Source organism: Delftia sp. DT-2 (genome assembly GCF_028401915.1).
Classification (GTDB): Bacteria; Pseudomonadota; Gammaproteobacteria; order Burkholderiales; family Burkholderiaceae_C; genus Comamonas; species Comamonas tsuruhatensis.
Genome location: NZ_JAQOTI010000001.1, coordinates 533,715 through 548,272 on the forward strand (window position 1 = coordinate 533,715; position 14,558 = coordinate 548,272).

The following is a 14,558-nucleotide window of genomic DNA, read 5'->3' on the forward strand; positions in this document are numbered from 1 at the left end:
TATTTGCCGGGCGCCCTGCAGGAAAAAGCCCGGCTTTCCGGCACACACGACAACCATGGCATAGCCATCCACAAGATCGGGCTGCGCAATGCGGCAGCGAGGCTGAATCAGCATGAGCTTGCAATATCACGAGAAGATCGGATGTCCCCCGTGCGCTGGCGGTTCATGACCCAGGCGGTGTTGGGGCGGACTGCTGTGCGCCGGCGTGGCCCGTCCCTGGCTGCGCTGCTGCTGGGCCTGGCGCAGTGCCGGGCACTGGCGCAGTGCCGGGCACTGGCGGGGGGCGAGCTCCTGGCCGCGTCGGCGCCATCCGATGGCCAGGGAAGCTGGGCCGCGGGGTGGAGCGCTTTCGGCCTGTGGGGCGCCATTCCCGTTCTGATATTCCTGCTGGTTTCGCTGGTGGTCCATGTGCGCCTGCGCGAGAAGGCTCAGCGCCTGACGCAATCGCTGCAGCAGACCAATGAAAAGCTGCTGCGCGCCAATGTGAAGCTCAAGCGCATCGCCTTCAGGGACCCGCTGACCGGCACGGCCAACCGGGCGCTGCTCGAGTACCGGCTTGGCCGGGCGATTGCGCGCGCCGACAGCTCGGTGGAGCAGCCAGGGCCCGGCGGGCCGGTGCGCGTGGGCCTGCTGTACATCGATCTGGACGGATTCAAGCCCATCAACGACGTGGAGGGCCATGCCGCAGGTGACGCGCTGCTGTGCCAGGTGGCCGTGCGCCTGAACCGTATGACGCGCAAGTCGGACACGCTGGCGCGCGTGGGGGGCGATGAGTTCGTGCTGCTGCTGGGCTGCCTGGCATCGGAGGACGATGCCGTGGCCATGGCCGGCCGGGTGCAGAAGGTTTTGGGCCAGCCCTTCGATCTGCCGGGAAAGTCCATCTCCATCGGCAGCTCCGTCGGCGTGGCCATCTATCCCGATCATGGCCAGAAGGAAAAGCTCATGGCGGCGGCCGACCTCGCCATGTACACGGCCAAGCGCGCCGGCGGGAATTCCTGCGCCATCTTCAAGGAAAGCATGCGCAAGGATGTGGCCGTGCAGTTCGACCTGCAGCAAGCCCTGCGCCGCGCCGTGGCAAGCCAGCAGCTGGTGCTGTTCTACCAGCCCAAGATCGATGCCCGCACGGGCCGCATCCGCAGCGTGGAGGCGCTGGTTCGATGGAACCATCCCCGATTCGGCCTCATCAGCCCCCGCGTGTTCATTCCGCTGGCCGAGCGCTTCGGCCTGATCAGCGAGATCGGCGACTGGGTCATCGACGAGGCCTGCCGCCAGACTGCCCAGTGGACGCGCCAGCGGCGCTTCATGCGCGTCTCCATCAATATTTCGGGCTATCAGCTCTTTCAGACGCGGCTGGCGCAGTACATAGGCGAAGCGATCGAGCGGCACCGCATTCGGCCCGAGCAGCTGGTCTTCGAGATCACCGAGTCCGTGGCCATGGAGGACGACAAGACCACCATGGCCGTGATTGCCGAGTTGACGGGCATGGGCGTGCAGATTTCCATCGACGACTTCGGCACCGGCTACTCCAGCCTGGCCCTGCTGCGCCAGCTGGGCGCCGACGAGGTCAAGATCGACCGCAGCTTCGTGCGGGACGTGGCCATCAAGAGCGACGCGCGGGCCGTGGTCGATGCCATCGTGCGCCTGGCCCATGCGCTGGAGCTGCGCGTGGTGGCCGAAGGCGTGACCGACCAGCAGCAGCGCGAAGTGCTTCAGACGCTGGGCTGCGACGAGCTGCAGGGCTTTTACTTCGCTCGCCCCATGAACGCCCAGGCGCTGATCGCCAGCGAAATCTGGACCTCCGACGGCATCGAGCCCGTGCAGTTCTCGCGCTCGTCATACCTGGACAACCTGTAGCGGCCCGCCGGCCCCGCAACTGCCCGCCGGCCAGGGGCCATTGACGCGGGCGGCCGTGCGCCGCGCCCGCAGGTTCTACACTTCAGTCCCATGAGTTTGCTGATTCTGGGGATCGAATCCTCCTGCGATGAAACCGGCGTGGCCCTGGTCGAGGCCCCCGATGGCACGGGCGTGCCCAGGCTGCTGTCCCATGCGCTGCACAGCCAGATCGACATGCACCGCGCCTATGGCGGCGTGGTGCCGGAGCTGGCCAGCCGCGACCACATCCGCCGCGTGCTGCCGCTGACCGAAAGCGTGCTGGGCGAGTCCGGCCGCACGCTGGACCAGGTCGATGTGATCGCCTTCACGCGCGGCCCCGGCCTGGCCGGCGCGCTGCTGGTGGGCGCGGGCGTGGCCTGCGCCATGGCTGCGGCGCTGGACAAGCCCGTGCTGGGCGTGCACCACCTGGAAGGCCACCTGCTGTCGCCCTTCCTGAGCGCCGATCCCCCCGAATTCCCCTTCGTGGCCCTGCTGGTCTCGGGCGGCCACACGCAGCTGATGCGCGTGGACGGCGTGGGCAGCTACGCCATCCTGGGCGAGACCATCGACGACGCGGCCGGCGAGGCCTTCGACAAATCGGCCAAGCTCATGGGCCTGCCCTATCCGGGCGGCCCCGTGCTCTCGCGCCTGGCCGAGGGCGGGGACGCGCAGGCCTTCAAGCTGCCCCGGCCGCTGCTGCATTCGGGCGACCTGGACTTCTCGTTCGCCGGCCTGAAGACGGCCGTGCTGACCCAGGCGAAGAAGCTGGGCGATGACCTTGAGGCGCGCAAGGCCGACCTGGCCGCCAGCACGCAGGCGGCCATCGTCGAGGTGCTGGTCAAGAAGACGCTGGCGGCGCTGCAGCAGACCGGCATGAAGCGCGTGGTCGTGGCCGGCGGCGTGGGCGCCAACCGTCTGCTGCGCGCCCAGCTGGATGCAGCCTGTGCCAAGCGCAAGCTGCGCGTGCACTACCCCGAGCTGCATCTGTGCACCGACAACGGCGCCATGATCGCCATGGCCGCCGCCATGCGCCTGCAGGCAGGCCGCGAAATGGCGAACAGGCACTACGCGTTCGACGTCAAGCCGCGCTGGCCGCTCGATTCGCTGGCCTGATGGTCCGGGGCCGCGTGCCCGGCCTGCACGGCGGGCGCAAAAAAAGCCCGGCGCGGGCCGGGCTCTGGAAACGGGCTGTCACCTTGCCAAGAGGATGGAGGAAAGGATGGTTGACAGCCCGGGTGCACAAACGCGCTGACCGTGACCGGACTTACTGGATGCTCAGCATGGTGGCCTTGCTCTGGGGTTCCAGGCGGGCCAGGGACAGCGTGAGCACGCCGTTTTCCAGCTTGGCGCTGCTGGCGGCCGTGTCGATTTCATGGTCCAGCTCCCAGGCACGCTGCACCTGGCGGGGCGCGCCCTCGACGCTGGACAGACGGACCACGGCGCCTTCGATGCTCAGCTGCAGCTGCTCGCGGGACAGGCCGGGCACATCCAGCTGCAAGGTCGTGGCCTTTTCATCGCGCTGAACCTGCACCGACGAGAGCGAAGGGGCCGCGTTGCCCAGGGTGCCTTGCAAGAAGCGCTGCAGGGCCAGATCGGCGGCTTGGGGAGCGAAGGCGTTGCGGCGGAGAACAGGCGTGAAGATCATGGTGGGTTGGCTCCTATAAACTGCGCGGCTTCATCGAAGTTGTCGCCGCATGGAGCCTAGTTAAGCGGTGTTGAACGCATTTCAAGAGGAAAAAGCCATGAATATATTGCGCCGCAAGGTCTTGAAAAGCGGCGCCATGGCGCTATTTGCGGCGCCCGCGCTGCTGGCCCGGGCGTCAAGCGGGCACGACCGGCCCGTGTCGCCGCCGCGCGGCAAGCCGATACGGCTGGCGCTGATCGAAAGCCTGTCCGGCCCCTTTGCCAACACGGGCGAGGCCGTGTTCCGCAACCTGCTGTGGGCCGCCGAGCGCGTGAACGCGCGCGGCGGTGTGCTGCTGCCGGCCGCGCAGGGCGGCGCCCGGCCCCTGGCCATCGAACGCCATGACAGCAAGGGCCAGAACGAGGAGGCGCTGTCTGCGCTGCGCGCAGCCATCGACGGCGGCGCGCGCGTGGTCATGCAGGGCAATTCATCGGCCGTGGCCGCCGTGCTGGTCGACGCCATTGCCAAGCACAACGAGCGCGATCCGGCCCGGCGCGTGCTGTACCTGAACTACTCGGCCGTCGATCCCGCGCTCACCAACGAGCGCTGCAGCTTCTGGCACTTTCGCTTCGACGCCCATGCCGACATGCGCATGGCCGCGCTGATGCAGGTGCTGCGCGAGGACGGGTCCGTGCGCAGCGCCTACCTGATCGGGCAGGACTACAGCTTTGGCCAGGCCGTGCTGCGCGAGGCACGGCGCCAGCTGGCCGCGCAGCGGCCCGATGTGGCCATCGTGGGCGACGAGCTGCATCCCGTGGGGCGCGTCAAGGACTTTGCGCCCTATGCGGCCAAGATCAAGGCCAGCGGCGCCCAGGCCGTGGTCACGGGCAACTGGGGCAACGATCTGATGCTGCTGGTCAAGGCCGCGCGGGAGGCGGGTTTTGACGGCCGCTTCTACACCTTCTACGGCAATGCGCTGGGCGCGCCAGCCGCCCTGGGCGAGGCCGGCGTGGGCAAGGTGCTGGCCGTTGCCGACTGGCTGCCCAACGTGCCGGGGCCCGACAACCAGGCCTTCTACAAGGCATTCCGCGAGCGCTTTCCCAGGCCAGCCGATGACTATGTGCACATGCGCATGCAGCTGATGATCGAGGCCCTGGCCCAGTCCATGGCGCGCGCGGGCAGCACGGACACCGTTGCCGTGGCGCAGGCGCTGGAAAGCGCGGACGTGACCCTGGCCGGACGCAGGGGCCGCATGCGCGCGGCCGACCACCAGTTCCAGCAGGCGCTGGTGGTCGGCGTCATGGACAGGCAGGGCGCGCCCGGCGTGCCCTTCGATGTGGAAGGCTCGGGCTACGGCTTCCGCGTGGTGCGAGAGATCGAGGCCGCGCGTGCCGAGCAGCCCGCGATGTGCCGCATGCGCCGGCCCTGACCGCCTCGACGGTTTGGATGGCCTGGATCAGCGGCCCATGGCTGCCGCGACTTCCTGGCCCAGCTCGATCACGGACAGCGCGTAGTAGCTGGACCAGTTGTAGCGCGTGATGGCATAGAAGTTCTCCGTGCCCGCGATGTACAGCGGCTGGCCCTGCGCGCCGTTTTCCAGCTTGACCAGGGCCAGCGGCCCCGGGTGCGCGGCGCCGTCGCCAGGCAACTGCACGCCGCGTGCGGCCATCTCGTCGGCCGTGAACTGGGGAAGGATGTCGGGCGCCAGCAGGGCGGCCAGGTCGGCGCCCTGGGCCTGCATGATCACCGGGTAGTGGGTGGGCATGCCGCTTTTCCAGCCATGCGCGACAAAGTAGTTGGCCACCGAGCCGATGGCATCGGCCGCGCTGCCGAACAGGTCGATGCGGTCGTCGCCGTCAAAGTCCACGGCCCACTTCACCCAGCTGCTGGGCATGAACTGGCCCATGCCCATGGCGCCTGCGTAGCTGCCGCGCAGCGAGAACGGGTCCGTGCCCGCACGGTGGGTGAAGCGCAGGAACTGCTCCAGCTCGCCACGGAAGTACTCGGTGCGCGCCGCAGCGCGCGGGTGGGCGGCAGGGAAGTCGAAGCTCAGCGTGGCCAGGGCGTCCATCACGCGGAAGTTGCCCATCTGCTGGCCGTAGATGGTCTCCACTCCGATGATGCCGACGATGATTTCGGCCGGCACGCCGTACTGCTTTTCGGCACGCGCCAGCGCAGCGGCATTGGCCTGCCAAAAGCGTGTCCCGGCACGTATGCGCACGGGCTCGACAAAGCGGCTGCGGTAGACGCCCCAGTTCTTGGCCGTGCCCTGGACGGCCGGCGTCATCAGGCGCGGCACCTGGGGCAGAAAGCGGGCCTGGGCGATGGTCTCGCGCACCCAGTCCACCGGCAGGTCGTGGCGCATCGCAATGTCGGCGGCCATCTGCATGGCTTCAGGCCGTTCGCCGTAGGGCGTGCTGCCCTGCACGGTCCTGGCCACGGCGGCGCCGCCAGCGGCCGTGGCGGCGGCAGCAGCGGCCGTGCGCTTTTTCGTGGAAGGTTTGGCCGTGGACTTGGTCGTGGTTTTAGCGGAGGTTTTGGCCGTGGCTTGGGCGGCAGGGCTGGCTGCCGGCTTGCCGGCCAGCGCGCCGCAGGGCACGGCCGCGGCCGCGAGCAGCAGCAGGGCGCAGGGGATCAGTCGTTGCTTGGTCATGGTGTGCTTGTCGTGGGACCGGCAGCGGCGGCTTGTGGCCGTGGCTGCGGATTGCGTGGCCAGTCCAGCGCCCGCCATTGGCGTCGCAGGGCGGGCAGGCCGGGGGTGTCGGGTGCGGATGAGGATGGGGATGGCCGTGCGTAGCGCTGGCGCTCCATGCCCAGGAGCCAGTCGTGAAGGGCCTGGGCCGCCTTGGCATCGTCCCGGCCCCAGCGGTCCATGACCTGGGCTGCCAGCGCACGTGGGGGCAGGCTGGCGTCGGCGTCCAGGCCGATGCGCCGCAGCCGGGCGCGGGTCCTGTCCATGAGGCGCAGCCATTCGTCGCGGCTGGTGCGCTGGGCGCGGGCCATCCAGGCCAGCCACGCCAGCGCAGCCACGCCGGCCAGCGCGCCCAGCAGGCGCAGCATGTCCACCCACGAGGGCGATTGCACGCCCAGGTTCTTGAGCAGGTCCAGCTGGCGGCTTTGCGTGTAGTTGAGCACCCACTGGTTCCAGCCGTTGTTGACGGCCTCCCACACGGCGCGCATCTGCTGCAGCATGCCCACGCCCACGAAGTTGCCCATGGCTCCGGCGATGGCGCCCTGCGGTGCGCGCAGGCGCTGGAACTCGCCCACGCGCGACGGGGCCACGGCGCCGGTGGGGTCGATGCGCACCCAGCCCTCATCCTCCAGCCACACCTCGGTCCAGGCATGGGCGTCGGCGTTGCGCACGGTCCAGTAGCCGTCGACCGGGTTGCGCTCGCCACCCTGGTAGCCGGTGACGATGCGGGCAGGCACGCCCATGCCGCGCATCAGCACGGCGAAGGCCGAGGCGATGTGCTCGCAGAATCCCTCTTTGCTGTCGAACCAGAAGTCATCGGCCGTGTGCACGCTGTCCACCACGCCGGGCGCCAGCGTGTAGGTGTAGCCGCCCTTGCGCAGGCGCGCCAGCGCGGCCTGCACCCAGGCGCGGGGCGTGGCATCGGCCAGTTGCGGGTCGGCACGCATCTGCCGGGCCAGCTCCAGCGTGCGCGGGTTGCTGCCTTCGGGCAGCTGGGTGTAGCGGCGCAGGCCGCGCGTGGGCTTGAGCGGGCCGTAACTGAACTGCACATGGCTTTGGGCGCTGATGCGCACCACGTCGGTGATGGGGCGCCAGGTCAGCCATTGCAGCTGGGGCGTCATGCGGGCGGTGCCCATGCCCGGGGGCAGTTCGGGGGGCTGGGGCGTGGCGTCAAGCATGGTCAGCCAGGGGCGGCGGCTGGGCTCTATGGTCATCTGGTAGCGCACGCCTTCGCCCGAGACGCGCAGCTGGGCGCTGTCCAGCCCGGCCTCCGTGTCCATCTGCCATTCCTGGCCGTCGAAGCGCGACAGCACGGGGCCTCGGAAGTACAAGGTGTTGGCCGGTGGCGGGGCGCCGTCGGGCGTGTCGAAGCGCAGGCGCAGTGCGATGTTCTCGTCCAGCACCAGCGAGGCCATGGAGCCCACGCGCATGTTCTCCGACAGGCCGCTGCGGCCGGCCAGGTCGTTGCCCGGCACGCCCCACAGCGGGGCCATGCGCGGAAAGAACAGGAACAGCGCCACCATCACCGGCGTGCCCCACAGCGCCAGCAGGGCCGCCGTGCGCAGCGCCTGGGTCAGCGGCGGCCGGCCGGCGGTCATGTGGGCATTGACCAGGGCCGTGAGCAGGCCCAGCAGGCCCAGCACCATGGCCAGGGCCAGCAGCAGGGACTGCGAGTAGAAGAAGTTGGCCAGCAGCGCGAAGAAGCCCAGGAAGAACACCACCATGGCGTCGCGCCGGGCGCGCAGCTCCAGTGTCTTGAGCGCCAGCAGCAGCACGATCAGCGTCACGCCCGCATCGCGCCCGACAAAGGTGCCGTGCGAGACCCAGGTGGCGCCCAGGGCCAGCAGCAGCAGTCCGCCCAGCAGCCAGCGGCCGGGCAGGGGCTGGCCGCGCCAGGCCAGCAGGGCGCGCCACAGCAGCAGGCCGGCCACGAAGACCATGGTCCACCAGGGCGTGTGGGCGGCCTGGGGCATCAGCACCCAGGCCACCACGGCCAGCAGGAACAGGGTGTCGCGCGCATCGCGGGGCAGGGCGGCCAGGCGCTGGCGCCAAGTGGCTGCAGGCTGCGCAATGGCTTGGAAGGAGGAGGGCATGGACGTGCGATTCATGGGCAGGCCGCCAGGGCTTCCAGGCAGAGCGTGGCATGGGCCGGGCCCTGGTCGGGGGCGATCTCGCGGCCGTCGGGCAGGCGCAGGCCCCAGGTCAGGTCCTGCTGGCGCGCGGCCAGCACCCAGGCGGTCAGGCGGCTGAGGCGGGCCTCGGGGTCGGCCAGGCCGGTGGCCTTGGCATCCAGCCACAGGCGGTGCTGCTGGGACAGCGGGCGGTCGCGGCTCACCAGCTGGTTGCTGCCCGTGGCAAAGGCCTGTGCAGCCTTTTTCCAGACCACCAGCTTGAGCGGATCGCCGCGACGGTAGGCCCGCACACCGTCGAACTCGTCGCCGTGCCGCGTGGCGGCCGCGCTGCGGCCGCCGGCATCGGCGCTGGCCGGTGGCAGGGGTGGCGGATTGTGCTCGGGCGCCGGGTAGATCCAGGCCTGCGTCTGTGCGCGCCACAGCGCCCAGACGCGGAAGGTGCCCAGCGGATAGCGGGTGGCCGCCGTGATCGTGGGCAGCGGCTGCCGTCCCCGGCGCAGCGGCGTGAAGGCCAACTGTGCCGTGGTGCTGCCCTGTGCCGGTACATCGATCCAGGTCCAGTCGGTGGCCGGGACATCGCCCTGCACGGCCAGGCCTATGCCCCAGCGCGTGCTGCGGCGGCTGTTGTGCAGCACCACGTCGAAGCGGCAGGGCTGGCCGGCAAAGCTGCCGGCCGGCGGCACCAGGTGCATTGCCAGGCCGCGCAGGTTGCCGTGGCCGACCACCATGCCCGCAGCCGCGCTTCCGGCCAGCAAAAAGGTCAGCAGGTAGCCCAGGTTGAGCTGGTAGTTGATGGCCGCCACCAGCAGCACGCACAGCGTCAGCGCCAGGGCCCAGCCTGCGCGCGAGGGCATGATGTAGACATTGCGCTGGGTCAGCCTGAGGCTGTCGGTGCGCGGCAGGCGGGCATGCCACCACTGGCGCACGCGCCGCGCAGGAGACCAGCGCTGGCGCAGCGATGCCCCCGGCTGGGCGGCGCCGGGCGAGGACGCGGGAGCGGCCGGCATCAGCGCAGCGCCACGGCGTCCAGCATGGCGCGCACCTGCTCCACGGCACCCCGGCCGCTGGAGCCTATGGGCACCAGGCGGTGGGCGGCCGTCTGCGGCAGGATGGCCTGCACATCGTCGGGCGCCACGTAGTCACGCCCCTCCATCAGGGCCACCGCCCGGGCCGCGCGCAGCAGCGCAATGCCCGCGCGAGGCGACAGGCCCTGCACGAACCACTGGCCCGAGCGCGTCGCCTCCAGCAGGTCCTGCACATAGTCGAGCAAGGCATCGCTGGCATGGACCTGCAGCACGGCGGCCTGCAACTGCTGCAGCTCGTCCGTGGCCAGCAGCGGGAGCAGTGCATCGGCCTGGGCGCGCCGGCCATTGCCGGACAGCAGGGAGCGCTCGGCCGCGCGGTCGGGATAGCCCAGGCTGATGCGCATCAGAAAGCGGTCCAGCTGGCTTTCGGGCAGCGGGAAGGTGCCCAGCTGTTCCTGCGGGTTCTGCGTGGCGATCACGAAGAAGGGCTCGGGCAGGCGGTGCGTGCGGCCTTCGGACGAGACCTGGCGCTCTTCCATGGCTTCGAGCAGGGCGCTCTGTGTCTTGGGGCTGGCGCGGTTGATCTCGTCGGCCAGCAGTACCTGGGCGAAAACGGGACCTGGATGGAAGACGAAGGACTCGCTGCTGCGCTCATAGATGGACACGCCGGTGAGGTCGCTGGGCATGAGGTCGGCCGTGAACTGCACGCGCGAGAACTGCAGCCCGAAGCTGTGCGCCAGCGCATGGGCCAGCGTGGTCTTGCCCACGCCGGGAACGTCTTCCAGCAGCAGGTGTCCCCCGGCCAGCAGGCAGGCCACGCTGTCGCGGACCTGAGCCGGCTTCCCTACAACCACCGTGTTAAGCTGGCCCAGAAGCGCCTTGATCTTGTGTGTTGCTTGCATGGCGCGACGTTATCCTAAAAAAAACATCGCGGAGACATCACTGTGGGCAAGACGGGTTATTTCACCCATAGGGAGTGCTGGCGGCATGAGATGGGGCCGGGGCACCCAGAGTGCCCGGCCCGGCTGGACGCCATCGAGGACCGGCTGCTGGTGACCGGCGTGGCCGATGCGCTGGAGCGGCACGAGGCCCCCCAGGCCTCGCTGGCCGACATCGAACTGGCCCATGACCGCATGCATGTGGCCGCGCTGCAGGGCCTGACACAGCGCCTGGTCGAGGAGCAGCAGGCCGGTGGCCCCGAGTACTCCCAGATCGATACCGACACCTCCATCAACAGCCACACCTTCTCGGCCGCCCTGCATGCGGCCGGCGCCGCGCTGGCGGCCACCGATGCGGTGATGGCCGGCGAGCTGGAGAACGCCTTTTGCGCCGTGCGCCCTCCCGGCCACCATGCCACGCGCCACCAGGCCATGGGCTTTTGCTTCTTCAACAACGTGGCCGTGGGCGTGAAGTACGCGCTCAGCCGCCACCACCTCAAGCGCGTGGCCGTGATCGATTTCGACGTGCACCACGGCAATGGCACGGAGGACATCCTCTCCGGCGACGACCGTGTGCTCATGTGCGGCATCTTCCAGCACCCCTTCTATCCCTTCAGCGGCGACCAGCACCCGGCCGCCAACATGGTCAACGTGCCGGTGGCTGCCTATACCAAGGGCATGGACATCCGCGAGATCGTCGAGATGATGTGGATCCCGCGACTGGAGGCCTTCAAGCCCGAGCTGATCTTCATCAGCGCCGGCTTCGACGCCCACCGCGAGGACGACATGGGCCAGCTGGGCATGACCGAGCAGGACTTCACCTGGATCACCTCGCGCATCAAGGACATTGCGCGGCGCTTTTCCAAGGGGCGCATCGTCTCCTGCCTGGAAGGCGGCTACGTGATGGGGCCGCTTGCGCGCAGCGTGGAAGCGCACGTGCGCGTGCTGGCCGACCTCTGAACCCGATCTGGAGCACCATGAACGCGAGCACCCATCCTTCTGAAGCCAGCCCCCTGCTCGACGTGCAGCGCGACGCGCGCGACGTCGTGCGGCTCACGCTCAACGATCCGCAGCGCTTCAATGCCCTGGGCGAGCAGATGCTCACGCAGCTGCAGCAGGCGCTGGACGATGTGGCGCGTGACGAGTCGGTGCGCGTGGTCGTGCTGGCTGCAGCCGGCAAGGCCTTTTGCGCCGGACACAATCTCAAGGACATGGCGGCCCATCCGCAGCTGGACTACTACCAGAAGCTGTTCGCCCAGTGCAGCCGCATGATGCTGTCCATCCACCGGCTGCCCGTGCCCGTGATTGCGCGCGTGCACGGCATTGCCACGGCGGCGGGCTGCCAGCTCGTGGCCCAGTGCGATCTGGCCGTTGCTGCGCAGGCGGCACGCTTTGCCACCAGTGGCATCCACTATGGCCTGTTCTGTGCCACGCCCAGCGTGCCCTTGGTGCGCAATGTGCCGGCCAAGCAGGCCATGGAGATGCTGCTCACGGGCGACTTCATCGACGCGCAGCAGGCGCTGGACCAGGGCCTGGTCAACCGCGTGGTGGCCGAGGAGGCGCTGGACGATGCGGTGGAGCACTTCGTGCAGTCCATCGTCAGCAAGCCCCGCGCGGCCGTGGCCATGGGCAAGGCCCTGGTCTACCGCCAGCGCGAGATGGGCATCGAGGCGGCCTACCAGCTGGCCGGCCAGACCATGGCCGCCAACATGATGGATGCCGATGCCCAGGAGGGCGCCCAGGCCTTCGCCGCCAAGCGCGGACCGGCCTGGAAGACGGGCCGCTGACCGACCTGCATGTAGGCCCCGGTCCGGTTGGCCTGTCCTGGATCTGCGCGATGATGGCGGCCTGCGCCCTTGCGGCGGAACGGCCCTGATCCATGGACATCTTCGACAAGCTCATCAACGACTTCCAAAGCTCCAGCGCCTGGCTGGAGTTCTCCGTTCTCATCGGCTGCCTGCTGCTGGCCTACGGCGCCATGCGCGGCCTGCATGCGCGCTACGGCCATCTCAACGATGGCAAGCCCTCCGTATGGATTGGCCGCCATGCGCTCGATGGCGCACTGTTCCCGCTGCTGGCGCTGGTGCTGGTCTTCACCAGCCAGGAGATCCTGGCGCGGTTTTCCACGGTGTTCTGGTTGCGCGTGGCCGTGTCGCTGCTGGTGTCCCTGTCGGTGATCCGCTTCGTGGCGCGGGTGCTCAGCCGGACCTTCCCCCACTCCACCGTGGTGCGCCTGATCGAGCGCATCTTCTCCTGGCTGGCCTGGGGCGCGGCCGTGCTGCACAGCATCGGCCTGCTGCCGCAGGTCATGGAGGAGCTGGAGGCCCTGCAGTTCAACATCGGCAAGACGCCGGTCAGCCTGCTCAACCTGATCGAGGGCACGCTGTCGGCGGGGCTGATGATGGTGGCCGTGCTCTGGCTGTCCACGCTGTTCGAGCAGAAGGTCATCAACCAGTGGGTCAGCGACCTGTCCATGCGCAAGGTGGCCATGAACATCACGCGCAGCGTGCTGATCCTGGTGGGCCTGCTGGTCTCGCTGTCCATGGTGGGCGTGGACCTGACGGCGCTGTCCGTCATGGGCGGCGCCATCGGCGTGGGCCTGGGTTTCGGCATGCAGAAGATCGCCTCCAACTACGTCAGCGGCTTTCTGGTGCTGATCGAGCGTGCGCTGCGCATCGGCGACAACGTGCGCGTGGACGGCTTCGAGGGCCGCATCACCGACATCCGCACGCGCTACACCATCATCCGCGCGCTCAACGGCCGCGAATCCATCGTGCCCAACGAGACGCTGATCACCCAGCGTGTGGAGAACCTCACCGGATTCGACGTCAAGTTCGGCCTGTCCACCAACATCGTCGTGGGCATGGACAGCGATGTGGAGCAGGTGCGCGGCATCCTGCTCGAAGCCGCAGCCGCGCAGCCGCGCGTGCTCAAGACGCCCGCGCCTTCGGTGGCTCTGGTCGACTTTGTGGAGCAGGGCCTGCAGTTCAGTCTCAGCTACTACATCAACGACCCGCAAAATGGCCAGGGAAATGTGCGCTCCGAGGTCAACCTCGCCGTACTGCGCGGCCTGCGTGCCGCAGGCGTGAGCCTGCCGGTCCCCAGGCAGGTGGTGCAGATCACCGAACGCGGGGGCGTGGCGGCCCAGGCAGCAGAGAAAAGCAGCTAGGATTATTCCTAGGTGCATACCCTGAGTTCAGGCTGTTCCCCTGCAGGAAATCTCAAGGGTCGTGCTTAAAATGGCACGATCGTTCTTTTTTGTGAGCGCGCATGCGGCCCTCGGCCGTCAGGGAAACCTGCCTCAGCTGCTGCAGCGCCGCATACAATGATTTCGGTTTACGTAAACGTCAATCTATCAATCAATCAGGAGCCGCTGCAATGAAGGTTTTGGTCCCGGTCAAGCGCGTGGTGGACTACAACGTGAAGGTCCGCGTGAAGTCGGACGGCACGGGCGTGGACATCGCCAACGTCAAGATGAGCATGAACCCCTTTGACGAAATCGCCGTCGAAGAAGCCGTTCGCCTCAAGGAAAAGGGCGTGGTCACCGAAGTCATCGCCGTCTCCTGCGGCGTGGCCCAGTGCCAGGAAACCCTGCGCACGGCCATGGCCATTGGTGCCGACCGCGGCATCCTGGTGGAGACCACCGAGGAACTGCAGCCCCTGGCCGTCGCCAAGCTGCTCAAGGCGCTGGTCGACAAGGAGCAGCCCGGCCTGATCATCCTGGGCAAGCAGGCCATCGACGACGACGCCAACCAGACCGGCCAGATGCTGGCGGCCCTGGCCGACCTGCCGCAAGCCACCTTCGCCTCCAAGGTCGAAGTCGCTGGCGACAAGGTGAATGTCACGCGTGAAGTGGACGGCGGCCTGGAAACCCTGGCCCTGAGCCTGCCGGCCGTCATCACCACCGACCTGCGCCTGAACGAGCCGCGCTACGTCACGCTGCCCAACATCATGAAGGCCAAGAAAAAGCAGCTGGACACGGTCAAGCCTGAAGATCTGGGCGTCGATGTGGCCCCGCGCCTGAAGACGCTCAAGGTGGCCGAGCCCGCCAAGCGCGGCGCTGGCGTGAAGGTGCCGGACGTTGCCACGCTGGTGTCCAAGCTCAAGAACGAAGCCAAAGTGATCTAAGGAAGACAGCGACATGACATCCCTCGTTATTGCAGAACACGACAACGCTTCCATCAAGAGCGCCACGCTGAACACCGTCACTGCGGCCCTGGCCTGCGGCGGCGACGTGCATGTGCTGGTGGCGGGCGAGAATGCCGGCGCCGCTGC

At 68.5% G+C, this 14,558-nt stretch carries 12 protein-coding genes and 1 pseudogene; 8 read left to right on the forward strand and 5 right to left on the reverse strand.

Going from position 1 to position 14,558, the window contains the following annotated elements:
- Window positions 1-141: 141 nt before the first annotated feature.
- Together PO605_RS02470 and tsaD are read left to right on the forward strand one after the other, a co-directional pair.
- The gene (locus PO605_RS02470; RefSeq protein ID WP_272205983.1) at window positions 142-1,854 is read left to right on the forward strand and encodes a putative bifunctional diguanylate cyclase/phosphodiesterase; all 1,713 of its coding nucleotides are present in this window, start codon (window positions 142-144) and stop codon (window positions 1,852-1,854) included.
- 90 nt (window positions 1,855-1,944) lie between these two features.
- Window positions 1,945-2,985: a tRNA (adenosine(37)-N6)-threonylcarbamoyltransferase complex transferase subunit TsaD gene (tsaD, locus tag PO605_RS02475; protein WP_016449712.1), complete on the forward strand. Its 1,041-nt coding sequence runs from the start codon at window positions 1,945-1,947 to the stop codon at window positions 2,983-2,985.
- 151 nt (window positions 2,986-3,136) lie between these two features.
- Here tsaD and PO605_RS02480 read toward each other — a convergent pair whose 3' ends face one another.
- A complete protein-coding gene (locus tag PO605_RS02480; RefSeq protein WP_016449711.1) occupies window positions 3,137-3,517 on the reverse strand; it encodes an Hsp20/alpha crystallin family protein in 381 nt (126 codons plus the stop codon).
- Between the two features lie 97 nt (window positions 3,518-3,614).
- Between PO605_RS02480 and PO605_RS02485 the strand changes: the two genes are divergently transcribed.
- Complete coding sequence (locus tag PO605_RS02485; protein ID WP_272205987.1) at window positions 3,615-4,925, forward strand: branched-chain amino acid ABC transporter substrate-binding protein; 1,311 nt, start codon at window positions 3,615-3,617, stop codon at window positions 4,923-4,925.
- A gap of 27 nt (window positions 4,926-4,952) precedes the next feature.
- On the opposite strand, the gene mltB is transcribed toward PO605_RS02485, so the two are convergent.
- Genes mltB through PO605_RS02505 form a run of 4 tightly spaced genes read right to left on the reverse strand, consistent with a single transcriptional unit; the run spans window position 4,953 to window position 10,247 of the window.
- The gene (gene mltB, locus PO605_RS02490; protein WP_046988083.1) at window positions 4,953-6,149 is read right to left on the reverse strand and encodes a lytic murein transglycosylase B; all 1,197 of its coding nucleotides are present in this window, start codon (window positions 6,147-6,149) and stop codon (window positions 4,953-4,955) included.
- Entirely contained in the window at window positions 6,146-8,296 is a 2,151-nt protein-coding gene (locus PO605_RS02495; protein ID WP_272205991.1) for a transglutaminase family protein, read from the reverse strand. The genes mltB and PO605_RS02495 overlap by 4 nt, the downstream gene beginning before the upstream one ends.
- Window positions 8,293-9,327 (reverse strand): DUF58 domain-containing protein, encoded by a 1,035-nt coding sequence (locus PO605_RS02500; protein ID WP_016449707.1) that lies wholly within the window; start codon window positions 9,325-9,327, stop codon window positions 8,293-8,295. The genes PO605_RS02495 and PO605_RS02500 overlap by 4 nt, the downstream gene beginning before the upstream one ends.
- On the reverse strand, window positions 9,327-10,247 hold the full coding sequence (locus tag PO605_RS02505; protein WP_272205994.1) for an AAA family ATPase: 921 nt from the start codon (window positions 10,245-10,247) through the stop codon (window positions 9,327-9,329). Before PO605_RS02505 ends, PO605_RS02500 begins: the two co-directional genes overlap by 1 nt.
- 90 nt (window positions 10,248-10,337) lie before the next feature.
- On the opposite strand from PO605_RS02505, the gene PO605_RS02510 reads away from it, so the two are divergent.
- The 5 genes and pseudogenes from PO605_RS02510 to PO605_RS02530 form a co-directional block, all read left to right on the forward strand.
- A complete protein-coding gene (locus PO605_RS02510) occupies window positions 10,338-11,243 on the forward strand; it encodes a histone deacetylase family protein (protein ID WP_049801441.1) in 906 nt (301 codons plus the stop codon).
- A gap of 17 nt (window positions 11,244-11,260) precedes the next feature.
- Complete coding sequence (locus tag PO605_RS02515) at window positions 11,261-12,070, forward strand: enoyl-CoA hydratase (protein WP_272205995.1); 810 nt, start codon at window positions 11,261-11,263, stop codon at window positions 12,068-12,070.
- 92 nt (window positions 12,071-12,162) lie between these two features.
- On the forward strand, window positions 12,163-13,452 hold the full coding sequence (locus PO605_RS02520) for a mechanosensitive ion channel family protein (RefSeq protein ID WP_034367659.1): 1,290 nt from the start codon (window positions 12,163-12,165) through the stop codon (window positions 13,450-13,452).
- A 209-nt stretch (window positions 13,453-13,661) separates the two neighbouring features.
- Complete coding sequence (locus tag PO605_RS02525) at window positions 13,662-14,411, forward strand: electron transfer flavoprotein subunit beta/FixA family protein (RefSeq protein ID WP_272205999.1); 750 nt, start codon at window positions 13,662-13,664, stop codon at window positions 14,409-14,411.
- A gap of 13 nt (window positions 14,412-14,424) precedes the next feature.
- Window positions 14,425-14,558: pseudogene (locus PO605_RS02530) on the forward strand (electron transfer flavoprotein subunit alpha/FixB family protein); the annotation flags it as partial.